This is a genomic window from uncultured Cardiobacterium sp. (assembly GCF_938028825.1).
Lineage (GTDB): Bacteria > Pseudomonadota > Gammaproteobacteria > Cardiobacteriales > Cardiobacteriaceae > Cardiobacterium.
In genome coordinates this window covers 1-25,986 of sequence record NZ_CALIZP010000029.1, presented here as the reverse complement: position 1 = coordinate 25,986, position 25,986 = coordinate 1, and the positions used below count along the sequence as shown (strand labels likewise).

At 61.0% G+C, this 25,986-nt stretch carries 18 protein-coding genes; 12 read left to right on the top strand and 6 right to left on the bottom strand.

Annotation, left to right across the window (positions count from 1 at the left end):
- Positions 1-348 precede the first annotated feature (348 nt).
- The 5 genes from metG to Q0562_RS04280 all read left to right on the top strand — a co-directional run bounded on the left by metG (position 349) and on the right by Q0562_RS04280 (position 5,101).
- Positions 349-2,370: a methionine--tRNA ligase gene (gene metG / locus Q0562_RS04300; protein ID WP_298641632.1), complete on the top strand. Its 2,022-nt coding sequence runs from the start codon at positions 349-351 to the stop codon at positions 2,368-2,370.
- A gap of 407 nt (positions 2,371-2,777) precedes the next feature.
- Positions 2,778-3,575 carry an alpha/beta hydrolase-fold protein gene (locus Q0562_RS04295; RefSeq protein ID WP_298641629.1) on the top strand — a complete coding sequence of 266 codons (798 nt, stop codon included), beginning with the start codon at positions 2,778-2,780 and terminating at the stop codon, positions 3,573-3,575.
- A gap of 3 nt (positions 3,576-3,578) precedes the next feature.
- On the top strand, positions 3,579-3,992 hold the full coding sequence (locus tag Q0562_RS04290; protein ID WP_298641627.1) for a GNAT family N-acetyltransferase: 414 nt from the start codon (positions 3,579-3,581) through the stop codon (positions 3,990-3,992).
- A 5-nt stretch (positions 3,993-3,997) separates the two neighbouring features.
- Positions 3,998-4,450, top strand: coding sequence for a DUF441 domain-containing protein (locus Q0562_RS04285; RefSeq protein WP_298641624.1), 453 nt, complete (start codon positions 3,998-4,000; stop codon positions 4,448-4,450).
- 3 nt (positions 4,451-4,453) lie between these two features.
- Positions 4,454-5,101: a histidine phosphatase family protein gene (locus tag Q0562_RS04280; protein ID WP_298641621.1), complete on the top strand. Its 648-nt coding sequence runs from the start codon at positions 4,454-4,456 to the stop codon at positions 5,099-5,101.
- 76 nt (positions 5,102-5,177) lie between these two features.
- On the opposite strand, the gene fecE is transcribed toward Q0562_RS04280, so the two are convergent.
- Genes fecE through Q0562_RS04260 form a run of 4 tightly spaced genes read right to left on the bottom strand, consistent with a single transcriptional unit; the run spans position 5,178 to position 9,045 of the window.
- The gene (fecE, locus tag Q0562_RS04275) at positions 5,178-5,972 is read right to left on the bottom strand and encodes a Fe(3+) dicitrate ABC transporter ATP-binding protein FecE (RefSeq protein WP_298641619.1); all 795 of its coding nucleotides are present in this window, start codon (positions 5,970-5,972) and stop codon (positions 5,178-5,180) included.
- Positions 5,972-6,928 carry an iron chelate uptake ABC transporter family permease subunit gene (locus Q0562_RS04270; RefSeq protein ID WP_298641617.1) on the bottom strand — a complete coding sequence of 319 codons (957 nt, stop codon included), beginning with the start codon at positions 6,926-6,928 and terminating at the stop codon, positions 5,972-5,974. Before Q0562_RS04270 ends, fecE begins: the two co-directional genes overlap by 1 nt.
- Positions 6,925-8,145 (bottom strand): iron chelate uptake ABC transporter family permease subunit, encoded by a 1,221-nt coding sequence (locus tag Q0562_RS04265; RefSeq protein ID WP_298641614.1) that lies wholly within the window; start codon positions 8,143-8,145, stop codon positions 6,925-6,927. Before Q0562_RS04265 ends, Q0562_RS04270 begins: the two co-directional genes overlap by 4 nt.
- A 9-nt stretch (positions 8,146-8,154) precedes the next feature.
- Positions 8,155-9,045, bottom strand: coding sequence for a Fe(3+) dicitrate ABC transporter substrate-binding protein (locus Q0562_RS04260; protein WP_298641612.1), 891 nt, complete (start codon positions 9,043-9,045; stop codon positions 8,155-8,157).
- 202 nt (positions 9,046-9,247) lie between these two features.
- On the opposite strand from Q0562_RS04260, the gene Q0562_RS04255 reads away from it, so the two are divergent.
- The 7 genes from Q0562_RS04255 to recG all read left to right on the top strand — a co-directional run bounded on the left by Q0562_RS04255 (position 9,248) and on the right by recG (position 21,188).
- The gene (locus Q0562_RS04255; protein ID WP_298641610.1) at positions 9,248-11,581 is read left to right on the top strand and encodes a NosR/NirI family protein; all 2,334 of its coding nucleotides are present in this window, start codon (positions 9,248-9,250) and stop codon (positions 11,579-11,581) included.
- A 30-nt stretch (positions 11,582-11,611) separates the two neighbouring features.
- A complete protein-coding gene (nosZ, locus tag Q0562_RS04250; protein WP_298641607.1) occupies positions 11,612-13,525 on the top strand; it encodes a TAT-dependent nitrous-oxide reductase in 1,914 nt (637 codons plus the stop codon).
- Between the two features lie 99 nt (positions 13,526-13,624).
- Positions 13,625-14,860: a nitrous oxide reductase family maturation protein NosD gene (locus Q0562_RS04245; protein ID WP_298641605.1), complete on the top strand. Its 1,236-nt coding sequence runs from the start codon at positions 13,625-13,627 to the stop codon at positions 14,858-14,860.
- A 206-nt stretch (positions 14,861-15,066) separates the two neighbouring features.
- The gene (locus Q0562_RS04240; RefSeq protein WP_298641603.1) at positions 15,067-16,323 is read left to right on the top strand and encodes a hypothetical protein; all 1,257 of its coding nucleotides are present in this window, start codon (positions 15,067-15,069) and stop codon (positions 16,321-16,323) included.
- 105 nt (positions 16,324-16,428) lie between these two features.
- Positions 16,429-18,387, top strand: a complete 1,959-nt coding sequence (locus Q0562_RS04235) for a J domain-containing protein (RefSeq protein WP_298641600.1) — start codon at positions 16,429-16,431, stop codon at positions 18,385-18,387.
- 186 nt (positions 18,388-18,573) lie between these two features.
- Positions 18,574-19,131 carry an NADAR family protein gene (locus Q0562_RS04230; protein WP_298641598.1) on the top strand — a complete coding sequence of 186 codons (558 nt, stop codon included), beginning with the start codon at positions 18,574-18,576 and terminating at the stop codon, positions 19,129-19,131.
- Complete coding sequence (gene recG / locus Q0562_RS04225; protein ID WP_298641595.1) at positions 19,128-21,188, top strand: ATP-dependent DNA helicase RecG; 2,061 nt, start codon at positions 19,128-19,130, stop codon at positions 21,186-21,188. Before Q0562_RS04230 ends, recG begins: the two co-directional genes overlap by 4 nt.
- Before the next feature lie 133 nt (positions 21,189-21,321).
- Here recG and Q0562_RS04220 read toward each other — a convergent pair whose 3' ends face one another.
- Together Q0562_RS04220 and Q0562_RS04215 are read right to left on the bottom strand one after the other, a co-directional pair.
- Entirely contained in the window at positions 21,322-23,979 is a 2,658-nt protein-coding gene (locus tag Q0562_RS04220) for a DEAD/DEAH box helicase family protein (RefSeq protein WP_298641593.1), read from the bottom strand.
- A gap of 10 nt (positions 23,980-23,989) precedes the next feature.
- Positions 23,990-25,986, bottom strand: a 1,997-nt coding sequence (locus tag Q0562_RS04215; RefSeq protein ID WP_298641590.1) for a site-specific DNA-methyltransferase, incomplete at its 5' end; no start/stop codon positions are given.

Genomic DNA, 25,986 nt, shown 5'->3' with positions numbered 1-25,986 from the left:
CGCGCAGGTTTACTTCCTGCTGCTGTTCGTCGGTGAGCGGGATGCGCTCGCTGTAGCGGCCGTGCGGGCGGCGGGCAGGGCGGTAAAGCAAGGCAGGGGCGGGCGGCGGCGGTTTGCGGGCGGTATCGGCGGGTAGCTTGTCGCGGCATCGAATGCCGGTTTTCCGGGGATTCAATGTGTCGTCATGTGCGCTTGCTGTTGTTTTTCGTGAAATATACACCTCCGCTGCCGCGCTGTGCCGGGGTTGTTACGCTCTTGCTGCGCTGTATGTCGTGCTCCGGCCGCGCAGAAGGGTTGAGTGGTTTTGCTAAAATGCCGCCCTTTCCATTTATATGAACAGAGGCACCCATGACGCAGCCCAAACGCCGCATTCTCGTAACCAGCGCCCTGCCGTATGCCAACGGCGCCATCCATCTCGGCCACATGGTCGAACACATCCAGACCGACATCTGGGTGCGTTTCCAGCGCCTGCGCGGGCACGAATGCCACTATGTCTGCGCCGACGATGCCCACGGCACCCCCATCATGCTGCGCGCCGAGAAAGAAGGTATCAGCCCGCAGGCGCTTATCGACAAAAGCCGCGCCGAACACCGCCGCGATTTTGCCGGTTTCCTCATCGATCATCACTGCTACCACAGCACCCACAGCGAAGAAAACCGCGCGATTACCGCCGACATTTATAACAAGCTCGACCACAACGGCTACATCCTGCGCCGCACCATCTCGCAGCTGTTCGACCCCGAGAAAAACCTTTTCCTGCCCGACCGCTTTGTCAAAGGCGAATGTCCAAAATGCCACGCCAAAGACCAGTACGGCGACAACTGCGAAAACTGCGGCACCACTTACGCGCCGACCGACCTCATCAAGCCCTATTCCGTCCTCTCCGGTGCGGCACCCGTCTTGCGCGACTCCGAGCATTACTTTTTCGACCTGCCCGCCTTCGACACTTTCCTGCGCGACTGGCTGCAAACCGCCGATCTGCAAGATGCGATGCGCAACAAACTCGCCGAATGGTTCGAGGCGGGGCTGCAACCGTGGGACATCTCGCGCGACGCGCCTTACTGGGGCTTTGAAATCCCGAACGCCCCCGGCAAATACTTCTACGTCTGGCTGGACGCGCCGGTCGGCTATCTCGCCGCCTTCCGCGCCCTGTGCGACGCCAAAGGCATCGACTACGACGCCTACATCCGCGCCGGCAGCGACACCGAGCTCTACCACTTCATCGGCAAGGACATCGCCTATTTCCATATGCTCTTCTGGCCGGCCATGCTCGAAGGCGCGGGGCTGCGCAAGCCGAGCGGCGTATACTGCCACGGCTTCCTCACTGTGAACGGCGAAAAAATGAGCAAATCGCGCGGCACCTTCATCAAGGCCGAAACCTACCTGAAACACCTGCCGCCGGAGAACCTGCGCTACTACTACGCCGCCAAACTGAGCGCGCGCGTCGAAGACCTCGACCTCAACCTCGACGACTTCCGCCAGAAAAACAACAGCGACCTCGTCGGCAAACTCGTCAACCTCGCCAGCCGCTGCGCGTCCTTCCTCGACAAACACTTCGCCAACCGCCTCGCCGACGCGCTGCCCGACACCGCCCTCCTCGACGGCATCGCCGCCAAAGCGGACGACATCGCCGACGCCTACGAGCGGCGCGAATACAGCCAGGCGATGCGCGACATCATGAAACTGGCCGATGCCGCGAACGAATACATCGACGCCGAAAAACCCTGGGTCAAGGCCAAAGACGACGCGGGCCGCGCCGCCGTGCAAACCATCGCCACCATCGGCCTGAACGCCTTCCGCCAACTCATCACCTATCTCAAACCCGTGCTGCCGCAACTGGCGGAAGCAAGCGAAACCTTCCTCGACATCGCCCCGCTCGCCTGGGACGACGCGCAACGCCCGCTGCTCGGCCATACCATCCGTCCCTATCAGCCGCTCATGCAGCGCATCGAAGAAAAAACCATCGCCGCCGTCATCAACGACAGCAAAGAAGACCTCAAAGAAGAAGCCGGCATCGGCAAAGGAGGAAAAACGGTGGAAGAAAACTGGATCAGCATCGACGACTTCGCCAAACCCGACCTGCGCATCGCCCGCGTCCTCGAATGCAGTCACATCAACGGCTCGGACAAACTGCTGCGCTTCAAGCTCGACGTCGGCGAACTCGGCGAACGCGAAGTCTTCTCCGGCATCAAGGCGTATTACCAGCCGGAAGAGCTCATCGGCCGCATGGTCGTGTATGTGGCGAACCTTGCCCCGCGCAAAATGCGCTTTGGCGTTTCGACAGGCATGATCCTCTCCGCGACCAGCGGCGACGAATTGCACCTGCTGAACCCCGGCGACGGCGTCAAGGCGGGGATGAAAATCAGCTAACCCCAAAATCCCAAACAACCTGCCGCAGGACGGGCTGCAGCCCGCCACAACACAACCCGAATGGCGGACGGAAGGCAGTCCTGCGAAGAACGTCAGCGAAAGGCAACAACCTGCCGTGCAGCGACAAAACCCGGCAATTACGCCGCTTGGCACGTCCTCCCTTCCCCGCTTGCGGGAAGAATAAAGCCCTCCCCCGTGGCCGCACCCCGCAAAAACGCGAGCGTTTTTGTGGGTACCCGGCGGAGGGGTTGGGAGGGGGCAGCAAACAAGCCGCGCAGCGACAAAACCCATTCCACAAAACCGGCATTTACCCCGCTTGGCAGCTTCCCCATCTATCACAAACACTTGCCACGCGCCCGGTAACCACCCCGCCTGACCAAACCCACCCCGCAAACACCGGAGGCCCCATGAACCCGCTCGAACTGCTCGAATCCCACACCAGCTTCAAAGGCGAACAACGCATCTACCGCCACTACGCCGACACCCTGCGCCGCCCGCTCGAACTCGCGGTGTACGTCCCCGTCGCCATGCTGCTCAAAGAGCGGCCCTGCCACACCAACTATTACCTGCCGGGCCTGCAAACCAGCGCCCGCCTCGTCGCCAGCCAGAGCGACTACCAGCGCTACGCCAACCGCTACGACACCATCCTCGTCATCCCCGACCTCTTCAACGTCTATCAAGGCGACGACGACGCCCGCACCGGCCAGTACGCCCGCGAACGCGAAGCGCTGGACGACTACCTCATCAACGAACTGCCCGCCCTCCTGCGCGCCCACCTCAACACCAGCGGCGGGCGCGGCATCATGGGCTACGGCTTTGGCGGTACGCTGGCCATCCACCTCGCCCACCAGAATCCCGACCACTACCGCAGCATCTCGGCGCTGGCACCGTGGCTCGGCTTCTACGGCACGCCGTGGTACGACGAACACCTCGCCCGCTACAACCTCCCCGCCGAATTCGACCCGCTGCAATGGTACCTCGCCCATCCCGACGCCGCGCCGCTGCCGCTGTGGATAGACCAGGGCACCGACGACGACCACCTCGGCAACAAAATCAACCTTGAAGCCTTTGAAGAAGGCGTCAAAGCACGCATCAAAAGCGGGGAAATCCTCATCAACCGCCGCAAACGCTACGACCACAGCTTCTACTTCGTGCACTCGCACATCCCCGAACACTTCGCCTTCCACAACGAATACCAGGACTGAAACGTGCCCGCCATCCGTCCGGCTGCCGCCGCCGACCTGCCCGCCCTGCAAATCATCGCCGAAGCGGCGCATGTCTGCCGCCCCGATGACGGCGACCGCGTCTGGCTGGCAGCAGCGGACGGCACACCGCTCGCCTTCATCGCCTGCCGTGCCGTGCTTGACGAAATGGAACTGCTCGCGCTCGCCGTCGCCCCTGCCGCACGGCGGCAGGGTCTCGCCACCGCCCTGCACCGGGCGGCGCTGGCCGCCCTCACGCCTGCTGCCGCCTATCTCGAAGTGCGTGCCGACAACCACGGCGCGCAGGCACTCTACCGCCGCCTCGGCTACCGCGTCAGCGGGCGGCGCAAAGCCTACTACCCCAACCCCGACGGCAGCCGCTGCGACGCGCTGCTCATGACCCTGCATACCCCGAAATAACCGCCATGCCGCTCAACATCGACCCCACCGCCCTCATCCTCCTCGTCTTCGCCGCCCTCGGCGTCATCAGCCACAACGCCCCGGTTATCATCGCCTCAACCGCGCTGCTCCTCATCCAGCAAACCCCGCTCACCCGCTACCTGCCGTGGATTGAAAAAAACGGCCTCAGCCTCGGTATCATCCTGCTCACCATCGGCGTCCTGAGCCCGCTCGCCAGCGGCAAACTCACCCTGAGCGCGGCGGATTTCGCCAACTGGAAAGTGCTGGCCGCCATCGCCGTCGGCGTCCTCGTCGCCTGGCTGAGCGGGCGCGGCGTGACCCTGATGCTGGCGCAACCCGGCGTCGTGCCGGGACTCATCATCGGCACCGTCATCGGCGTCGCCTTCCTCAAAGGCGTGCCGGTCGGCCCGCTCATCGCCGCCGGCATCCTCTCGCTCTTCATCGGCAAGGGAAACTGAAAGATGAAAACCCTCACCCTCTACCTCATCCGCCACGGCCAGACCGAATGGAACCTGCAAGGCCTGATGCAGGGCTGGGGCGACTCGCCGCTCACCGCGCAAGGCGTCCACGACGCGCAACGCACCGGACGCGCCCTGCGCGGAGTGCCATTTGCCGCCGCTTACAGCAGCTGCCTGCCGCGCACCATCGCCACCGCCCGCCACATCCTGCACGAACGCGCCGCCCACGTGCCGCTCTTCCAGCACACCGGGCTGAACGAACAGCACTTCGGCAACTGGGAAGGGCAAAAAGTGGACGACATCCGCGCCACAGCGGAATTCCAGCAACTCGTGGGCGCCCCGGCTTCATACCGCGCCGCCACGAACGGCGGCGAAACCTGGGCGCAACTCGCCACGCGCGCGATGGCCGCCATCGACGACATCGTGCGCGTGCATGACAGCGGCAACCTGCTCATCGTCTCGCACGGCCACACCCTGCGCCTCCTGCTGGCGCTGATGCAGGGCGCGACCTGGCAGAACCACCGCGAAGCGGGGCGCAGCGAGACCCTGCACAACACCGCGATCAACATCGTCCGCTACCGGGCGGATGACACTGACCACGCCGGCCATTTCCACGTCGAGCGCATCAACGACACGGCACACCTCGCCTGAATGCCGCCAGACGGCGCAAATGCCGGGCCCGGCGTTTTTTTGACGGGCTGAAGCCCGTCCTGCGGCAGTCCCGGTATCAGGCGAGCTGTTCTTCCGCGAGGCTTTTTTTGACGATGCACATCGGCTTGCCGCTGACCGGGCAGGTGTAGGGCGCGGCGTCAACGGCGAAAACGTCGGCGAGCAGTGCCGGGGTGAGGACGTCCTGCGGGTCGCCTTCGGCGATGAGGCGGCCTTTTTTCATGACGATGAGGTGGTCGCAGTAGCGCGCCGCCTGGTTGAGGTCGTGCAGGACGGTGATGACGGTTACGCCTTTTTGCTGCTGCGCGCGCATGATGTCCATCAGCGCGATCTGGTGGTTGAGGTCGAGGTAGGTGGTGGGTTCGTCGAGCAGCAGGTAGGGGGTTTCCTGGGCGAGGGTCATGGCGAGGAAGGCGCGCTGCTGCTGGCCGCCGGAGAGTTCGTCCACGCGTTTGTCGGCAAGGTCGCCGGTGTGGGTCGCCGCCATGACGCGTTCGATAACGGCGTGGTCGGCTTTGCCGAGTTTGCCCCAGAGGTTGAGGTAGGGGCTTCTGCCGTAGCTGATGAGGGTGCGCACGCTGATGCCTTCCGGCACCATGTGGTGCTGCGGCAGGAGCGAGAGGCGGCGCGCGTAGTTTTTCGGGGCGATGCGGTAGATGGATTCGCCGTCGAGGCTGATGTCGCCGCTTTGCGGCGGCAGCAGGCGGGCGATGGTTTTCAGCAGGGTGCTTTTGCAGCAGCCGTTCGGGCCGATGAGGGCGGTGATTTTGCCTTCGGGGATGGTGGTGGTGAGGTCGTGCAGGACGGTTTGGCCGCCGTAGCCGTTATGCAGGTTTGCGATGTGTAATGCCATTAGAGTTTCCGTCTGAGCAGGTAGAAGAAGTAGGGCGCACCGATGAGGGCGGTGAAGATGCCGGCGGGCAGTTCCAGCGGCGGTTTGATGCTGCGTACGGCGATGTCGCTGATTTGCAGGATGAGGGCGCCGGTGAGGATGGCGGCGGGCAGGAGGACGATATGGCGGCCGCCGACGAGGCGCCGCGCCAGATGCGGGGCGACGAGGCCGAGGAAGGTGATGGGCCCGGCGGTGGCGACGGCGACGGCGGCAAGGACGACGGCCAGCGCCAGCAGCAGAATGCGCTGGCGGCGGATGTTCACGCCGAGGGTGGCGGCTTTGGGATCGCCGAGGGTGAGCAGATCGAAGGTTTTGTTGGCGAGGAAGGCGAGCGGCAGCAGGACGGTGAGCAGCGGCACGGCGACGGCGACGAAGTTCCAGCTGCGGTTCCAGAGGCTGCCGGTGAGCCAGATGAGTGCGAGGTTGATGTTCTGCGGCCAGGTGAGCAGCAGGTAGTCGCTGAGGGCGGCGTAGAGGGCGGAGAGGGCGACGCCGATGAGTGCCATTTGCAACGGCCCGGTGTGGCGGCGGGTGATGGCGAGCAGGATGAGGAAGGCGGCGACGGCACCCGCGCAGGCGGCGACGGGCAACGCCCACAGCGGGATGCCGCTCATGATGGTGAGGGTGAGGATGGCGGTGAGGCCGGCACCGTGGTTGATACCGAGGATGTCCGGCGAGGCGAGCGGGTTGTGGATGATGCCCTGGATGATGGTGCCGGAGAGTGCCAGCGCCGCGCCGATGTAGATGGCGAGGATGGCGCGCGGCAGGCGGTTTTCCCAGATTTCGTAGTTGTGTTCGCGGATGCCCTGCCAGATTTGCGCCGGGCTCTGGATGTTGGTGCCGAAGGTGAGGGCAGCGTAGAAGGCAAGAATGACGAGGACGGCGAGGATGATGAGGGTGCGGCGGGGGTGGTTCATTGGTCGCTCCGGCGTTTGGCGAGCAGGACGAAGCAGGGCGCACCGATGATGGCGAGGACGGCCCCGGCGGGCAGTTGTCCCTGTTGCGACAGGGCGGTGGCGAGCAGGTCGGCCCCGGTGAGCAGCAGCGCGCCGAGCAGGGCGCTCATCGGCAGGGCGGCGCGCAGGTCGTAGCCGATCCAGTGTTGCGCGGCGTGCGGGACGAGCAGGCCGATGAAGGCGATGGGGCCGGTGATGGCGACGCTGGCGCCGATCCAGACGAGGACGATGAGGTTGATGGCCAGACGCAGTTGGCGCACGGAAAGGCCGAGGGTCTGCGCGGCATCATCGGAGAGGCGCAGGATGTTGAGCTTGGGGATGAGCCACAGGAGCGGCAGGATGGGGATGGCGACCCACGGCCAGTATTGATGGACGCGCGCCCAGGTGAGGTTGGAGAGGCTGCCCGCCAGCCAGCGCATCACGCCGCTGGCCTGGGTTTCGTCGAGCAGCAGCGAGGCGCGGCCGAGGGCGATGCAGAAGGCGCTGACGGCAATCCCGGCGAGGATGAGGCGGTTCTGTTGCAGGCGGCCGTCCTTGTAGCTGATGTACATGACAAGGCACCACGACAGCGCCCCGCCGATGGCGGCAGCGGCGGAGAGGCGGGTGCCGCGCAGGAAGTGTTCGACGGCCTGGGCAGAGAGATAGCCGCCGGCGGGGTGGCGGTGCTGCCAGATAATGAGGGCGAAGCCGCCGAGGATGCAGGCGAGGGTCAGCAGGGTGTTTTGCGCGGCGTAGCGGATATAGACGCCGAAGAGGATGAGGCTGATGGCGAGGGCGTAAGCGGTGTGGTTGATGGTGGCGGCGGTAACGGTGAGGCTGTAATCGCCGCCGGTGAGGAAAACGCCGGTCAGGATGATGCCGAGGCTGGCACCGGCGTTGATGGACAACAGCGAGGGCGAGGCCAGCGGGTTGCGCGTCATCGTTTGCAGCAGCAGGCCGCTGACGGCAAGGACGGCACCGCAGAGCACGGCGGTGAGGATGCGTGGCAGGCGGCTTTCGAGAATGATCATTTGCGCCAGACTGGGCTTCGCCGCGTGCGGGTTGAGGATGAGGTGGTTGGTATCGGCGGGGGTGATGGGCAGGTTGGCGGGGGCGTAGGCCCAGGTCGCGATATAGCAGACCGCTGCCAGCACGAAGACCGGCAGCGTCCATTTGAGCCATGCGGGAATCAGCTTCATGGCGGCGGATTATTTTTTCGCGGCGGCGGCGACGGCGTCGCGAACCTGCTCGGCCATCAGCCTGGCGGCGATCAGCCCGCGCGAACGCCCCCACAATTCGATGGCGACGCTGACGTTGTGACCGGGTTCGCCGGCGACTTTGAGCGCCGACCACAGCGCTTCCTTTTCCCATTTGCGTACGACCGATTCCTCGCGGTAATGGGCGACGAACAGCCAGTCGGGATTTTGCGCGAGGAACTGTTCCAGGCTGATTTCGTAGAAGGCCTTGCCATCGACGGCATCGGGCAGCTTGAAGCCGAGGCGGGCGACAACGCCGCCGGCGAAGTAGTCTTTGGAGAAGAGGTCGAAGGTGTTTTCGCGCGAACCGCCGACGACGGCAGACTGCCCGGCGGGAATATGCGTCTTGATGTCGTCGAATTCCTTGTTGAGCGTGTCGAGCCTGGCCTTCATCTCGTTGTGCTTGCCGACCACATCGGCAATGGTCTGCGCCTGGGCGAGGATGTCGTTAAAACTGCCGTAGCGGGAATTGAGCAGGAGGACGGGGGCAATTTTGCTCATCTCGTCGTAAGCGGCGGCGTGGCGGTCCTTGTCGGCGATGATGAGATCAGGCTTGAGCGAGGCGATGGTTTCCATATTCGGCTGGGCGCGGGTGCCGACGGATGTCCACGGCTGCACCAAATCGCGCACTTCTTTGATGATGCGTTCGGCTTTGCCGTCATCGGCGACCCCGACCGGCGACACGCCGACATTGGCCAGCGCGTCAACGAAGGAATATTCCAGGGCGACGATGCGGGTGGGCGTTTTGTCGAGGGTCAGCTCGCCGTGCTCGTCTTTGACGGTAACGGCGTGGGCGCTGAAAGAAAAGACCGCAAGGGCGGCGAGGAGAAGGCGTCGTTTCATGGGGGATTACCTGTGTGGATAAATGAGAAGGGCTTGCGTTTAAGCGTGCAAAGTGTACGCGCAGTGGCGGCGCGACGGCAACAGCACCATGCGGTGCGTGTGTTTCGCTGTGGTTTTTCTGTTGATAATCGTCAAGCCATTTGTGGATGCACTCTGCTACGATACGTACACAACAAAAGCAATAATTATCTTGGGGAAAATCATGAGACAGTCAGCTATCGCCGGTAATCATCCGATACGGCGTTTCGCGGTAATGGTCGTGCTGGCCATTGCCGCTTTATTTTTTGCAGAAACGGCTACCGCCGCGCCGATGCCGACGGCGAAGGAGCTGCGCGCGGCGCTGTTCCATAGCGACGGTTCGTTGCAGGAATTCACCGCGAAGGTGCCGGCGACCGAGTTTTTCCCGGAAGCGACCGGCTACGGCCAGATTCAGGAGCATCCGCCGCTGGTGCCGGTGCTGAAAGGCGAGGAGGTGCTGGGCTATGTGTTCCTGAACTCGGATTATGTGCCGTCCGGCGGTTATTCCGGCAAGCCGATCCACATCATGATCGGCGTGGACAAGGATTTCACCATCACCAAAGCCAAGCTGGTCAAGCACTCGGAGCCGATTGTGCTCATCGGCATCCCCATCGAGAAGGTCAACGCCTATATCGATGCCTACACCGGGCGCAATTATCCGCGTGACGGCATGAATCAGGACGCGCCCGATGTCATCAGCGGCGCGACGGTGACGGTGATGGTCATCAACGAGACCATCGCCCGCTCGGCGATTGCCGCCGCGAAGGCGATGCAGGGCGGCGGCGCGGAGGAAGCCGCCCCCGCGCAGCCGAAGGAGCTGACGGTGGTCGATATGGACAAGCAGGAGAAGAGCAGCTGGCCGGAGCTGACCGGCAGCGGCGCGGTGCGTTCCTTCCAGTTGCACGTCGGCGAGGTCAATGAAGGCTTCATCAAGGCGAAGCATCCCGAAGCGGCGGAGCGCGCGGAAAGCAGCAATCCGGACGACGAGTTTATCGAGATGTTTTATGCGCCGGTCACGGTGCCGTCCATCGGGCGCAGCCTGCTCGGCGATTCACTGTATGAACAGATGACGAAGCAGTTGCAGCCGGGGCAGCAGGCGATTCTCGTCGCCGGCAAGGGGTTGTATTCGTTCAAGGGGTCGGGCTACGTGCGCGGCGGGATTTTCGACCGCCTGAAATTGAAGCAGGACGGCAACGGCTTCCACTTCCGCGACCGCAACCACCGCCGCATCGGCGACATCATGGCCACCGGCGCGCCGCATTTCCCGGAAATCGCGCTCTTTACCGTGCCGACCGAGCAAACGCTGGACGTTGCCCGCCCGTGGCAGTTGGAACTTTTGGTACAACGCGCCACCGGCGCGCGCGACAAGGCGTTCATCACCTTCGATATGGATTACAACCTGCCTGCCGCCTACACCAAGCAAATCCCCAACCCGGATTACGTCGAGCCGCCGCCCGCAGCCGCGCAAACCGCCGCTCCGGCAGATGCGGCAGGTGGTGTGGCTGCCGTCCATGATGACGGTGAATTGAGCGTGCAGGCGAAAATCGCGCGGCAGGCGTGGCGCGACAAGACCGTCCAGATTGTCGTGCTGGGCATCGCCATTTTCGTGCTGGTCTGCGTCTTCATGTTCCAGGACTGGATTACCCAATACCCGCGCGCTTACAAGGCGTTCCGCAATTGCTACCTCGTCTTCACCCTGTTCTGGCTGGGCGGCTACCTCGGTGCGCAGCTTTCCGTGAACGGGCAGTTGTCGGTGGTGAACGTCCTGGCCTTCACCAACTCGCTCATCAACGGCTTCAACTGGAACGTCTTCCTGATGGATCCCGTCATCTTCATCCTCTGGTGCGCCACTGCCTTCGGCTCGCTGATGTGGAATCGCGGCTTTTTCTGCGGCTGGCTCTGCCCCTTCGGCGCCTTGCAGGAACTCACGAACTATATCGCGAAAAAACTGCATGTGCCGCAGTTCAAATTCCCCTTTAAGGTGCACGAGCGGATGACGGCCATCAAATACATCATCTTCCTGCTGCTCTTCGGCTTCTCGCTCTACGACATGGGGCTTGCCGAACATCTGGCCGAAGTTGAGCCGTTCAAGACCGCCATCATCCTCAAATTCGGGCGCGCCTGGCCGTATGTCGCCTTCGCCCTGACCCTGCTGCTGATTGGTCTCTTCATCGAGCGTTTCTACTGCCGCTACCTCTGTCCGATGGGCGCGGCGCTGGCCATTCCCGCCAAACTGCGTCTTTTTAACTGGCTGAAGCGCTACCCGGAATGCGGCAATCCCTGCCAAAAATGCGCGCAGGATTGCCCTGTGGAAGCCATCTTCCCCGAAGGCAACATCAACGAGAACGAATGTATCCAGTGCTTGAACTGCCAAGTGCTGTATCATGACAAAAGCCGCTGCATGCACTTGCTGCTCGCCATCGAAAAAGCGAAAAAACAGAAAGCACGCGAAACGCGCAACGAAGAAATCCGCGCCGCCCGAGCCGGTGTCACCAAAGTCACACCGGAAAAGGCGTAATTCCCGTCCTACAAACAACAGGAGAAAACCATGTCAGAAGAACAAAAAAACGGCATCAAACGCCGTGGCTTCCTCGGCGGTGTCGCCGCTGCCGGTGGCGCAGCCGTCGCCGGAGGTGCAGGACTCCTGGCCACCTCGCAAACCGCCGGTGCCGAAGGCGCGGCCGAAGCGAGCGACCACGTCGCACCGGGTGACCTTGACCAGTACTACGTCTTCAACTCCGGCGGCCAGTCCGGCGAAATCCGCATCCTCGGCATGCCGTCCATGCGCGAACTGATGCGTATCCCCGTCTTCAACTACGACGGTGCCACCGGTTGGGGCCGCACCAACGAAAGCCGCCGTGTCATGCGCGAAAAAATGCTGCCGGAAACCAAAAAATTCCTCGAAGACAAAGGCGGCATCTATATGAACGGTGACCTGCACCACCCGCACATGTCTTTCACCGACGGCACCTATGATGGCCGCTACCTCTACGCCAACGACAAGGCCAACACCCGTGTCGCCCGCATTCGCTGCGACGTAATGAAATGCGACGCAATGGTTGAAATCCCGAACGTCTCCGCCATTCACGGCTTGCGCCCGCAACGCTTCCCGAAAACCGGCTACGTCTTCGCCAACGGCGAACACATCATCCCCTGGCCGAACGACGGCAAGACTATCCTCGACACCGAAAACCCGAAACAGGACTACTGGACCGCGTTTACCGCCGTGGACGGCGAAACCATGGATGTCAAATGGCAAGTGCGCGTGGACGGCAACCTCGACAACCTTGATGCCGACTACCAGGGTAAATACGCCTTTTCCACCTGCTACAACTCCGAAAAAGGTCTGGATGTCGGCGAAATGTCATCGAGCGAAACCGACTGGGTTGTCGTCTTCAACATCAAGCGCATCGAAGAAGGCGTGAAAAACGGCGACTTCAAGGAAATCAACGGTGTCCCCGTGCTTGACGGCACCCACGGCTCCAAATACACCCGCTACATCCCGGTGCCGAACTCGCCGCACGGCTGCAACGCCGCACCGGACGGCATCCACATTGTCCTGAACGGCAAACTCTCGCCGACCGTATCCGTCATTGACGTACGCAAACTGGATGACTTCTTCGACGACAAAATCGAAGCCAAAGATCTCGTGGTCGCCCAGCCAGAACTCGGTTTGGGGCCGCTGCACACCGCGTTTGACGGCAAAGGCAACGCCTACACCACGCTCTTCATTGACAGCCAGATGGTCAAATGGAACATCGAAAAAGCGCGTCAGGCCTACCAGGGTGAAAAAGTTGAGCCGGTTATCGAAAAAATCGACGTTCACTACCAGCCGGGACATAACCATACTTCGATGGGCGAGACCAAAGAAGCCGACGGTCAATGGCTCGTCTCGCTCAACAAATTCTCCAAAGACCGCTTCCTGAATGTCGGTCCGCTCAAACCGGAAAACGACCAGCTCATCAGCATCTCCGGCGACCATATGCGCCTCGTTCACGACGGCCCGAGCTTCGCCGAACCGCACGACATGATCATCGTCGCCCGCAACAAAGTGAACCCGCTCAGCATCTGGAATCGTGATGACGACTTCTGGAAAGAAGCGCGCGAACAGGCGAAAAAAGACGGCGTTGACCTCGACACTGCCAACACTGTCATCCGCGACGGCGACAAAGTCCGCGTGTACATGACCGCGACCGCACCCGCCTACGGCCTCTCCAAATTTGAGGTCAACGAAGGCGACGAAGTCACCGTTTACGTCACCAACAAAGAAATGATCGAAGACCTCACCCACGGCTTCACCCTCGAAGGCTACGGCATCGCGATGGAAATCAGCCCGCAGGCAACCGCCTCCGTGACCTTCAAAGCAGACCGCCCCGGCGTCCACTGGTACTACTGCCAATGGTTCTGCCACGCCCTGCACATGGAAATGAGTGGCCGTATGCTGGTCAAAGCCAAAGCCTGATTCGGCGCGACCCGCACCAACTCACGACGGCTCGCCGTCGTGAGTTTTTTTATAACTATCGCCGAACCGCCACCCATCACCACAACAACACGCAGAACCATGAAAACCCCGCTCATCCCCCTCTTCCTTGCCCTGCCCTTCGCCGCCCGCGCCGCCGACATCGAAGTCCCCGCCGATGCCGACCTGCAACACTACCTGGATAGCGCCCAGGCGGGTGATCACCTCATCCTTGCGCCCGCCACCTATCGCGGCAACTTCACCGTCAATATTCCCGTCACCCTGAGCGGCAGCACGACGGGCGAAACCATCCTCGACGGCGGCGGCAAAGGAAAAGTGCTGCACATCAAAGCGCCGGACAGCACCATTGAGCACCTCACCGTCACCCATTCCGGCAACAACCTCTTCGACATGGATTCAGGCATCTTTGCGGACAGGAGTGCACACCACATCCACATCCACCACAACCACGCCAAAGACAACCTCTTCGGCATCTACATCTGGGGGCCGGAAAAAGGCATCGTCGAGCACAACACCATCACTGGTCAGGCGACAGGTCGTGTCAATGACCGGGGCAACGGCATCCAGCTCTGGAAAAGCCTGCACACCATCATCCGCAACAACACCATCAGCGGCGGGCGCGACGGCATCTACGTCACCAACAGCAAATACAACCTCTTTGAAGACAACACCGTCAGCGGCATCCGCTTCGGCATCCATTACATGTACACCGAAGACAGCGAAGTGAAGAACAACCACCTCTCCGACCTCGAATCCGCCTACGTCATCATGTTCTCCAACCGCATCACCGTGCGCGACAACCAAAGCAAAAACAGCCGCGAACACGGCCTCATGCTCAACGCCGTCAACCAGTCGGAAATCAGCGGCAACCGCATCGAACAGGCCAAATCCTGCGTAACCCTCTACAACGCCAACCAGAACGGCTTCCACAACAACAGCTTCAACGACTGCACCATCGGCATCCATTCCACCGCCGGCTCATCGGACAGCCGCGTCCACGACAACGCCTTCAACAACAACCAGACCCAGGTCAAATACGTTGGCACCCGCCTCATCGAATGGTCGCACCAAGGACGCGGCAACTACTGGAGCGACAACAGCGCCTTCGACCTCAACGGCGACGGCATCGCCGACATGCCCTACCGCCCGAACAACATCCTCGACCAGGTACTGTGGCGCGCGCCGAACGCCAAAGTCCTCATCAACAGCCCGGCGGCACAACTGCTCAAATATGCCCAACAACAATTCCCCGCTATCCACCCCGGCGGCGTGGTGGACAGCTACCCGTTGATGAACCCGCCGACGGTGGCGCAGTAGAGCCGAACCCCCTCACCCTGTGGGACCGGAACAGTTCGCGCAGCGAAAAAGGGATTTGGGGAGAGGGCAGTAAAAAAGCGTGCAGCGACAAAACCCATTCCCCAAACCCCGGCAATCACGCCGCTTGGCGAACTCAGCACCACGCCCTTGCCGCTGCCGTCCCGTCTCGGCACAATCCGCACCAATGAACCACTCCGGAGCCGTCCATGCCCCACTTCACCCCCGACCTCGCCCATCCGCAGACCCTTGTCTGGCGGGTGCGGCGGGCGGATTACAGCGGCCGCATCACCCTGTACCTCTTCCTCCTGTTTTTGCTGTGGTTCACGCTGTCGCTCATGGGCGAACAGATGAACCGGGACACGACGACCCTATTCGTCGTCATCGTCCTGCTGTCCCTCCTCTACTGCCGCCATGCCGTTTACGACATTCTCCGTCAACCGCCGCTGGCCGTCTGCGACCCGCAGGGGCTGACCTTGTACGGCTACTACGGCACCATCAGCCACCAATGGCGCTGGGACGCACTGCAACAAGTCACCGCCAGTTGTGGCGCGACATGGCTTGAGACATTCCTCAGCCGCGACCACGCCATCCTGCATATCCTCCCGCGCGACACCGCACCGCGCAAACTGCGCATGGAGGGTCTCAGATCGGAAACCCATGCTCTCGCCCACTTCGCGCAACGCTACATTGACGGCGAAACACCCGTACCCGTCGCCGCCCTGCCTGCCGATTGGCAACGCGTCTGGTACAAACACCCCGACCTTGTGCAGCGCGGCAACCTCAACCACTTCTGGCTACTCCTGCCCCTGCTGCTCTTGCTGAAAATGGCAATAGCGGCGGGTAAACACCTCAATGCCGCCACAGCGGGCGATATCGTCTTCTACATCCCGCTGTGGTGCATCACAGCGATGGCCGCCACCGCCGTCGGGCATAACCTCCGCCACAACTTCTGCCGCCGCCGGGAACCGCCCGCCCGTGCCGACAGTCACGGCCTGCATCTGGCGCTGCGCCGCTGCCTCCTGCCGAACCTGTACCTGCTCTACACCGGGCCGCTGAATACCCATCTGCCGTGGCAGACACTGAGCGACTGTGAACGCGACCCGTCGCCCTTCCTGTCCTCCTACAAAAACTACACGCAGCATATCGGCCTCACCGACCGCCACCGGCACCGGCGCATCATCATCACCGAATGCCTCGGCAAAAACGATGCGCCAAGCGACGACCTCTGCGCCACCATCCGCGCCATCCTCGACGGCAGCGTGCCGCCCGCCGCCGCGCCCTACCCGCCGCTGCGCGTCCGCCCCTTTGCCTGGTGCGTCCTCGCCGCGAACAGCGGCTACGCCCTCGCCCTCTGCGGCGGCCTCCTGCCGGTCTGGACATTCTTTATCGCCACCTTCGCCAACCTCGTCATCCTCGCCCTGCCGTGGCAATGGCAGGCGGCATTCGCCGCGCCGGACTGTTGAAGGAAGGGCGGCGGTGACGCGAAAAACCGCCGCCATGCCGGTTGCCGTCGGCGGCAGCGGCAGGATGGGATAAGATGACGCCCCTGATCACCACCCATTTCCCCCATGAACTGCTGGCACATCCTCGGCATCGCACCGACCGGCGACGAAGCCGCCATTAAAACCGCCTACGCGGCGCTTGTCCGCGTACACCGCCCAGACCGCGACCCAGCGGGCTTCCGCCGCATCCGCGCCGCCTACGAAGAAGCGTTGCGTCTGCGCCCGCATTACGAACACCGCAGCGACGGCCCACGCCGTCCGTCCGCCGCCCCCGACGGCCACGATACCGCCCCCAACAACCCGCCTGCGCCTGCCGCCGCACAGCCCTACCCGCCTGCCGCACCCGCTTACACCCATGCCAACCCGCCCGCGACCGCCACGCCTGACGGTTTCACCTTCACCCTGACCGAACCCGCCGCGCATGGCTACCGCGACACACCGCCCACCGCCACGGAGCAGCCCTTCCCGCTTGCCGAACCCGCCGCACACGACTATCAGGACAGCAGCGCCCGCCCCGCCCTGACGCCCCTCAACGCCACCCTCCTGCTGCGGCAACTGCAACAGGCATGGCAGGGTTTGGACGACGCCGCGCTGCTCGTCCTCCTGCAAGCGCAAGCCACCCATCCCGCGCTCGACAACATCGACTTCCGCCTTGACTACACCGGTGCGCTAACCGCCTGCCTTGATGACGGCGACTATCCGCACAGCCGCCTCTGGATGCAGCAGCACTACGGCCTGCAAGACCCCGACAGCCGCCGCCTGCTCGCCGACCTCATCGCCGCAGACGGCGATCCGGCACTGCGCGACAGCATCCTCGCTGCGCACTACCCCGCCCTTGCCGCTTGGCTCCGATACAGCGCCCTGCGCCGCTGGTGGGCATTGCGCCGCCGCCTCCTTGTCTGCGACCCCGGCCCCGTCTGGCAGGACTGGCATCGCCTGTACGACGATACCGGCGACGTCGCCGACGAGCACTACTTCGCCGCCTGGCCGCGCCTGCGCGAACTCATGCGTTACCACCTGCCATTTGCCGGTCTGCGCTACGGGTGGTTCATTGATATTGCCATCTGCTTCCTGCTGCCCGCCTACGTCGCCTACACAGGACCGCGCCCCAACCCCTACGCCGCTTACCGCTGCATCACCTGCCCGGCAGCGCCCGCAACATCACCGGAGTACGGCCTGCCGCTGGCCGCCATCCTCATCACCTGGCTGCTCCTGCGCAGCGCGCACATCCTGTGGCGCACAAAATACGCCATCACCGCCGGCTGGCGGCCGCCGCGCCCGCAAGACGATCTGCCGTTGCATCTCGCCTCTGTCCTCTACATCCTCGGCCTTATTTACAGCCTGATTCCACCCGCCTGGCGGCCACTGCCCGCGCAAACCCTCGCCCAGGCCCTCACCGCCATCCTTAGCCTCATCCTCTACGGCCACGCCTGGTGCCGCCTCCCGCCTGAGGCAGTCAACCTGCGCCGCGCCATGCTTGACCACGGCGCCATTGCCGTCCTCATCGCCGCTGCCTATATCGTCGGCAATCTGAGCGGTGACGAACACGCCTTCATCATCAAAACCCCGTTGCTGACCGCCCTCAGCCTCATCGCCACCCCCCTCCTCGCCCTCGTCCTCATCTACAGCCACGTCCCGCCAGCGCCCAACCGGAAGACGGCCAAACACCTCGCTACCGCCGCCACCATCTTCATGGTGCTCGGCATCGGTGCCATCGGCTACAACACCCTCTGCAAAGACATGCCGGGAGCAGTCGCCGTGCTGCTCAGTCTCATCGGTGCGGGTTTCATCACCGGCAGAAACCCGCCCAGACCGGAAAGTATCCACCGCAGCCTGGCCGCGCTCATCCGTTTCCTTACGCTCGCCTGCCTCTACATATTTGCCTATGTCGCCATACTCAACCTCATCGGCGGAATCAGAGCCTATGCAAATGATGTCCTGCCCGGTGCCCTCCTGCTGGCACTGTTCATCCTGCACGGCATCGCCACCCTTGCCCACTACAACTGGCGGCGCAAACACACCTAGCCTCATCGCACCTGCCGACTTCATGGAAAACCATCTTCCTGCACAAAGAACCTCGCCCAGCAGTCCGCTTAACGGGCCCAAGTTTTACGCCGCTTGGCAGCTTTTTGTCGTGTACGGAGGAAAGCCGCATAAGCGACAAGCGCAAACATGCCACAATAACGTCCCCTTTCATCCACGCCATCACCCATGCCCATCCACACCCTCGCCGACCTCTTCGCCGCCCAGGCGCGCCGCGAACCCCTGCACTACCTGCCCTTCTGGGGCCACACGCCCAAGCGCAAAGGCCACATCGACAAAGCCGTCCTCAGCCAGTGGTATCCCGCCGCCTTCACCCTCGACGGCGTGCATTACCCGACCGCCGAACACTACATGATGGCGCAGAAAGCCCGCCTCTTCGGCGATGACGCCATCCAGGCGCAAATCCTCGCCGCCACCTCGCCACGGGCGGTAAAAACCCTGGGGCGGCGCATCCGTAATTTCGACGACGCCCGCTGGCAGGCGGCGCGCGAGGGCATCGTCTATGACGGCAATCTCGGCAAATTCAGCCAAAATCCCGCGCTCAAAAGCTGGCTGCTCGCAACCGGTGACAACATCCTCGTCGAAGCCAGCCCGGTGGATGTCATCTGGGGCATCGGCCTGGCGGCGGATGACCCGCAGCTGGCAAACCCGCAACAATGGCGCGGGCAGAACCTGCTCGGCTTCATCCTCATGCGCGTCCGCACCGCCCTGCGCCAACCATCATGACCGACCTCGCCCTCACCCTGCCCGCCGCGCTCAACATCAGCGAAAAAACCGCCGAACTCTTCGCCCGCGCCGGCATCACCACCCTGCGCGAACTCATCCTGCACCTGCCGTTGCGCTACGAAGACCGCTCGCACCTCACCCCCATTGCCGCCCTGCGCGACGGCGCCACCGTACAAATCTGCGGCGAAATCGTCCACGCCGACCTTATCCAGCGCCAGCGGCGCATCCTCACCGTCACCGTACGCGACGAAGCGGGCGACATGTGCAAACTGCTCTACTTCAACTACTACCCCAGCCAGCAAAAAGCCTTTGTCCCCGGGCGGCGCGGCCTCTACTACGGCAAAGCCTGCTGGACGCCGCGCGGCTACCAGATCCACCATCCGGAAATTACCTGGCTCGAAGCCGGACAAATCCCGCAACTCGCCGAACACCTCTACCCCGTCTATCCCACCGTCAAAGGCCTCGGCCAGGCGCGCTGGCAGGGCGTCATCAAAAAAGCGCTCGACCTCGTCCTGCCCACCCTGCCTGAAGCCGACCCGCTCACCGCCGCCGGCTACCTCCCGCTGCCCGCTGCGCTCACCGCCCTGCACCGCCCGCCGGAGCACAGCAGCCCGGACGCCCTGCTCGACCGCAGCCACCCCGCGCGCCGCCGCCTCATCCTCGAAGAACTCTGCGCACACCAACTCGCCATCCAGAACGCCCGCGCCCGTGTGCGCAACCAGCGCGCCCTCGCCCTGCCCGCCGACGCCCCGCTCCTGCGCGACTTCCGCGCCGCCTTGCCCTACACCCTCACCCGCGCACAAGAACGCGTCTGCGCCGAAATCGCTGCCGATCTCGCGCAAGCGACACCGATGATGCGCCTCGTGCAGGGCGACGTCGGCTCCGGCAAAACCATCGTCGCCCTCGCCGCCTGCCTGCAAGCCATCGCCGCCGGCAGCCAGGCCGTCTTGATGGTGCCGACCGAACTGCTCGCCGAACAACACGCCGCCAACATCCGCCGCCTGCTCGCCGGACTCCCCGTCACCCTCACCACGCTCACCAGCAAAATGGCGGGTGCCGAAAAACGCGCCGCCCTCGCCGCTATCGCCGACGGCAGCGCCCAACTCATCATCGGCACCCACGCCGTCTTTCAGGAACACGTCGCCTACGCCCGCCTCGCCCTCGTCGTCATCGACGAACAACACCGCTTCGGCGTGCACCAGCGCCTGCAACTGCAAGAAAAAACCGCCGACTACGCCGCGCATCAGCTCGTCCTCACCGCCACCCCCATCCCGCGCACCCTCGCCATGAGCCTCTACGGCGAACTCGACCTGTCCATCATCGATACCCTGCCCGCCGGCCGCCGCCCCATCCAGACCAACGTCGTCGCGAACCACAAACGCGACACCGTCATCGCCCGCGTCGGTGCCAACTGTCGCAACGGGCGGCAAGCCTACTGGGTCTGCCCGCTCATCGAAGAATCCGACGCCCTCGAATGCGAAAACGCCGCCGCGACCGCAGAACAACTGCAAACCCTGCTGCCCGACATCCGCATCGCCCTCATCCACGGCAAAATGGCGAACGACGAACGCCAGGCGGCGATGGCGGCCTTCGTCGCGGGCGAAGCCCAACTGCTGGTTGCCACTACCGTCATCGAAGTCGGCGTGGACGTGGCAAATGCCACCCTGATGATCATCGAAAATGCCGAACGCTTCGGCCTCGCCCAACTGCACCAACTGCGCGGCCGGGTCGGACGCGGCAGCGAACAATCCTACTGCCTGCTCATGTACCAGCCACCGCTCGGCGACACCGCACAACGCCGCCTGCGCATCATGCGCGAAACCACCGACGGCTTCCGCATCGCCGAAGAAGACCTTGCCATACGCGGCGCGGGCGAACTGCTCGGCACACGACAGACCGGCGAAGCCATGTTCCGCGTCGCCAAACTGCCGCTGGACGCCGATTTGCTCGGCGAAACCGAACGCCTCACCCGCGCTTTCCGCACCCACCATCCGGACTGGTGCCAAACCCTGCTCGACCGCTGGACTGCCGCCCGCGAACGCTATCTCAACGCCTGATACGACCCAAACCGTAGGGGGGCTTCAGCCCGCCGCAAACATGCCTTCATCTGCGAGAAGCCAGCATTTGCGCCGCTTGGTGGACCCAGTATTTACGCCGTTTGGCGAACCCCCTTCCCATGCCTGGACTGCGCTACTGACCATTCAATTCCTCCACCTTGCCAACCACCTTATATGCGATGCCATCCAGGGAATGAAAGAAAGCCTGCGCACAACGAATCTTCATCCGCTCATCGTCGCGCAATTCATCCATATCAATGCCGTCACCCTTGCCGGTATTCTTGGTCTCGGCAATAAAACAGGCCTTTCCCTTTTGCCGCATCACGACAGCCCAATCCGGATTATAGTTGCCCAGCGGGGTGGGAATTTTGAACCAGCGCGGCAATTTGCAATAAAAAATAACGCCGCCTTCTTTTCCGGCGTCATAATTCTCGCAATCTGCCGCAAACCGTTTCTCCGTATGTGAATCCAGCGGAATATAGTTCTCGCAAATGGTTTTTTGCGGATTGCTGACGGTAAATGTGTGTTCATTGGCATAAAACTCGATCCCGTTTCTTTCCATCTCGGTCAGCAAGGATTGCGCATACACCGTGTCGGTTCGTTCATATTTGATGCCCTGCACCATCAGTTTTTGCAGGCTGCGGTTTACCGCTGCGGCGGCCGAATCGATAAAGCGCTGCGGATTGGCGACGGCATCAGGCAAACGCCCCGACTGGGTTAGGATGGCAAACAAGGTGCGCCGCGTCAGCCCCGTTTCCCTTTGCATCTCGGCCAATATATCGGGAATGTCCCAGACAAATGTCATATTGCTACTGCCGCTGAAACTTTCTTTGAGGGTCAGGTTGTATAGCGGCGTCTCATCCCGCGCATTGTATTCGACCGCTCCCATGGCAAGCGATGCCTTGTGATAGCGGATTTTCGGCGGCTGTATAGCAGGCAGATTCATGACCGCTGCCGCTGCCTGCTTAATCAATTCCGCCGTATCGAATTGCACGCGGTAGCGCGTTTGGTATTTGATTTTGTCCCAAACCGCCTGAAATTCCGGATCCAGCGGGAAATTTTTGCGGAAACGCTGTGTCTTTTTCTTGTTGCCGTCTTTAATATTGGCAGCAGCAAATTTCACGCCGCACTCGTCTTCATATTCCTTTTGCAGCTTGGCGGCAAACGATTCGTAGCTTTCATTCGGGATCACGGTCAGGATGTTGATTTTCTCGTCATACACGCGGCTGCCTTCCTGATTCACCGCCAGGCGCAAACCACGCCCGATTTCCTGCCGCTTTTTCAGCGGCGAGCGGGTTTCATTGAGCGTGCAGATTTGAAAGACATTGGGATTGTCCCAGCCCTCTTTCAGCGCGGAATGGGAAAAGATAAAGCGCAGCGGGCTGGCGAAGGAAAGCAGGGTTTCCTTGTCGCGCATAATCAGGTGATAGGTGTCATTGTCCGCTTGCGTCGTGCCGTCAGTATTCTTCAAACGGCCTTTCTTGTCTTGCGCAAAATAGCCGTTATGCACGCCGTCAGGACTTTTGCCCCTGGTTTCTTCGCAGTAGATTTCCGCAAACCATCGGGCGAATTTGCCTGCCATACCGTCTTCCGCACGGTAGTTTTCCACATGATCGATGAAGAATAGCGACAATACCTTGATACCCTGCGGATTCAGACGTTTCTCCTTCGCCAAATGTTCTTTCACCGTTGCGCGGATTTGGCTTTTCATGATTTCGTCGTGTACGGCATCATCGCTGCCACGCGTGATAATTTTGCCACTGGAAAATGCCAGTGCCTGATTGTCGAAATCCATGCCGTCAATAATAAAACCGTGCCGGTAGGCTTCATTGCCGCCGGATTTGGCAAACACATCGTCATTCTTTTTGACAGATATTTTCTTCTTTTTGGTTTCTTTCTTGTCGCGGAAATGGATATTTATATCGGCTTTCAGGCTGCCTTTTGCCACCTGTTTCACTTCCAGCAATTCCACGAACGCGCCATTCACATCGTTTTCCGTCAATACCGATAACACTTCAATCTGCTTCACCAGCTTTAAGTTGTAGGCTTGCACCGGATTCAAGCTGTACACCTTGTGATACGGTTTTTTATGTGTGGCCGAATAGCGCAGGGTAAAGAGCGGGTTGAGCGATGCCAAGGCGTTCAGACGGCCTGCTGTTTCCATATTCTGCGGCTCGTCAATAACGACTATCGGGCGCGTCTCTTGGATAAATTTAATCGGCGCGTCGCCGCTTTCGCTGACCTGGTTGATCACATTCAATTCCTTTTCAAACGACTGGATATTGAGGACCAGAATCTCGATATGATTATTCACGGCAAAAGCGCGCAAATCCGACAGTCGCTCACTTTTGTATTCCGCATGACGGGCAATGGGTTTATTGAAGATCTCATTGAAATGCGTTTTTGTGCTGCGCAAAGCCTGCAATACCCCTTCGCGTATCGCCACACTCGGCACGACAATCACAAACTTTTTCCAACCGTAGCGGCGGTTCAATTCGTAAATTGTGCGCAGATAGACATAGGTTTTGCCCGTGCCTGTTTCCATTTCCAGCGAAAAATTGAGCCCGTGCGTGCCGATGTCTGTTTCAGGCTGCCCGTTTTGCCGCTGCACGGTATTCAGATTGCGGCCGACCATTTCCTCGTCCAGATCCAGCACATTGCCGACAAAACGCCCCGCTTCCCCACCCGACAGGCGGAATGCCTCGTCAGGGTTCGGCTGTCCGGCGAAGAGATTGACGGCTGCGTTTACCGCATCAAGCTGGTAGGGCAGTTCTTCAAATTTCAGTTCCATGATTTTCTCCCTACACGCACTCGAACACCACGCCCGCATCCTTCATTTGCAACACGGTGTTGCTTTTCAAGGCATCGTCGCCGTCAAAGAGACGGTCCAACGCCACCACTTTGGCGGGATTTTTCGCCAGCACGGCATCTATCAATTCTTGATTTACGCGTTCCAATAGAAACAAGCACAGCCTGCCTGTATCCTCGTCTTCCACATAATAAACATCGTCTGCAAACGAAACCTTGCAGGTCAATTTCAAGCCCAGGCGCAGCATCAATTCGTACAGCAGATTTTCGGAAGGCGTATCGGGCAGGACGACATCGATATTCAGCGACAATTCGCGTTGCAGGCTTTCGGCATCAGTGTATTCGGGCTGCCGCCATTGCCTGAAACCGCTTTCGGCAAGTTTGAAAACCTTGAAACCCGTATCCGCAGAATGGGCTTCAGCCCACCGCTTATCCGTATTTTCCGAATATTTGTCCATATCATCGGATTGGTGGGCTGAAGCCCACTCTACGGCAATTTGCTTCCCGGCGCGGCGTATACGCTCCTTGGCGATTTCGGCAATGTTGGCGAAACCTGCCTTGCGCGCTTCGGATTTCTCATCGGTTTCTTCGGGGAGCTGGACACAGATAAAACGGCGGCTGCCGCCGTCTTCGGCATTCAGCTGCATCACGGCGTGAGCGGTGGTGCCGCTGCCGGAGAAGAAGTCTAGGATAATGCCGTCTGAAACATGGAGGATTTGCAGCAAATATTTGATCAGGGAAGACGGTTTGGGAAAATCAAACAACTTGCCTTCAAATAATTCGGTAATTTCTTTTGTACCGTTCAGCGACATACCGACATTTTCAGGCAGCCTTGTGCTGACTGCCTTGCGCCCGAAACGTTCCCCGGCTTTCCCCATATCGTCATCTTTGAAATAACGCATAACAGGATTTTTGATTTTGAGAAAGTCATAATCATCGGGAAAAACGATTTTCCCCGCATCGTAATACTCTTGAAATGTTTCTTCCGTAATCGCCCATGTCCTTAATGGATTTGCCGGATATTCTTTCCCGTTTCTTGGATTGATCATAGTGAAAAAACTGTTTGGGCGTTCTGCGGCACTCGTCTGTTTTGTCAAATCATGCATCCGCCACGGACGATTCGGGAAATCATCAGTTTCAAAATATCTGCGTTCTTCCGCATCGATACTAGCAACAAAGGCATCACTGCGAGCATAAACAAGCAGGTATTCATAATCAGCGGAAACACCGAACGGCACGTCAGATTTTGCCGTGCGTTTGCGCCAAGGGAACTGTCCGACAAAATTCTCCGCCCCAAACACTTCATCACACAGCAGTTTCAACTGCGCCTGTTCGTTGTCATCTATCGAGATAAAGATTACGCCGTCTTCGCGCAGCAGGGTTTTTGCCAAATGCAGGCGCGGCAGCATCATGGAAAGCCAGTTGCTGTGGTAATGCCCGTTATCTTTGCTGTTTTTGCGGAACGCGCCTTGAAATACACCGTCGCGTTTCAGGTAGCCCGCGTCGTCGGTGTCGCCCACGCGGCGGGCGTATTCTTCGCGGGTTTCGGAGAATTTGTCGGGATAGATGAAGGAATCATTGCCGGTGTTGTAGGGCGGGTCGATGTAAATCATCTTCACGCTGCCGGCATAGGCCTTTTGCAGGATTTTCAAGGCTTCGAGGTTTTCAGCTTCGATAAACAGGTTTTGCGTGTCATCAAAATCCACCGATTCTTCCTTGCAGGGAATCAGGGTGCGGGAAGTGGGACTTTGCAGCGTGCGGTAGGCGGCGGTTTTGCCCGCCCAGTTGAGCTGATAGCGTTCGCCCGCATCGGCAAGATTGTCCGCCCCGAGGACGAGTTTGAGCTTCTCCCAGTCGATTTGCGCTTCGCAGAAGACTTCGGGGAAGAGGGATTTTAGTTGTATTATCTTGTTTTTAATGTAATTATTTTCTTCTTCGTGTATAATTTCGGTTCGGTTCGGTTCGGTTCGGTTCGGTTCGGTTCGGTTCG

Excerpts from the sequence above, each read along its gene's own strand:
- Q0562_RS04265 (WP_298641614.1), bottom strand. The coding sequence starts at position 8,145 with ATGAAGCTGATTCCCGCATGGCTCAAATGGACGCTGCCGGTCTTCGTG.
- Q0562_RS04245 (WP_298641605.1), top strand. The coding sequence starts at position 13,625 with ATGAAAACCCCGCTCATCCCCCTCTTCCTTGCCCTGCCCTTCGCCGCC.
- Q0562_RS04235 (WP_298641600.1), top strand. The coding sequence starts at position 16,429 with ATGAACTGCTGGCACATCCTCGGCATCGCACCGACCGGCGACGAAGCC.
- metG (WP_298641632.1), top strand. The coding sequence starts at position 349 with ATGACGCAGCCCAAACGCCGCATTCTCGTAACCAGCGCCCTGCCGTAT.
- nosZ (WP_298641607.1), top strand. The coding sequence starts at position 11,612 with ATGTCAGAAGAACAAAAAAACGGCATCAAACGCCGTGGCTTCCTCGGC.
- Q0562_RS04255 (WP_298641610.1), top strand. The coding sequence starts at position 9,248 with ATGAGACAGTCAGCTATCGCCGGTAATCATCCGATACGGCGTTTCGCG.
- Q0562_RS04240 (WP_298641603.1), top strand. The coding sequence starts at position 15,067 with ATGCCCCACTTCACCCCCGACCTCGCCCATCCGCAGACCCTTGTCTGG.
- Q0562_RS04285 (WP_298641624.1), top strand. The coding sequence starts at position 3,998 with ATGCCGCTCAACATCGACCCCACCGCCCTCATCCTCCTCGTCTTCGCC.
- recG (WP_298641595.1), top strand. The coding sequence starts at position 19,128 with ATGACCGACCTCGCCCTCACCCTGCCCGCCGCGCTCAACATCAGCGAA.
- Q0562_RS04270 (WP_298641617.1), bottom strand. The coding sequence starts at position 6,928 with ATGAACCACCCCCGCCGCACCCTCATCATCCTCGCCGTCCTCGTCATT.
- Q0562_RS04220 (WP_298641593.1), bottom strand. The coding sequence starts at position 23,979 with ATGGAACTGAAATTTGAAGAACTGCCCTACCAGCTTGATGCGGTAAAC.
- Q0562_RS04230 (WP_298641598.1), top strand. The coding sequence starts at position 18,574 with ATGCCCATCCACACCCTCGCCGACCTCTTCGCCGCCCAGGCGCGCCGC.
- Q0562_RS04280 (WP_298641621.1), top strand. The coding sequence starts at position 4,454 with ATGAAAACCCTCACCCTCTACCTCATCCGCCACGGCCAGACCGAATGG.
- Q0562_RS04260 (WP_298641612.1), bottom strand. The coding sequence starts at position 9,045 with ATGAAACGACGCCTTCTCCTCGCCGCCCTTGCGGTCTTTTCTTTCAGC.
- Q0562_RS04295 (WP_298641629.1), top strand. The coding sequence starts at position 2,778 with ATGAACCCGCTCGAACTGCTCGAATCCCACACCAGCTTCAAAGGCGAA.
- fecE (WP_298641619.1), bottom strand. The coding sequence starts at position 5,972 with ATGGCATTACACATCGCAAACCTGCATAACGGCTACGGCGGCCAAACC.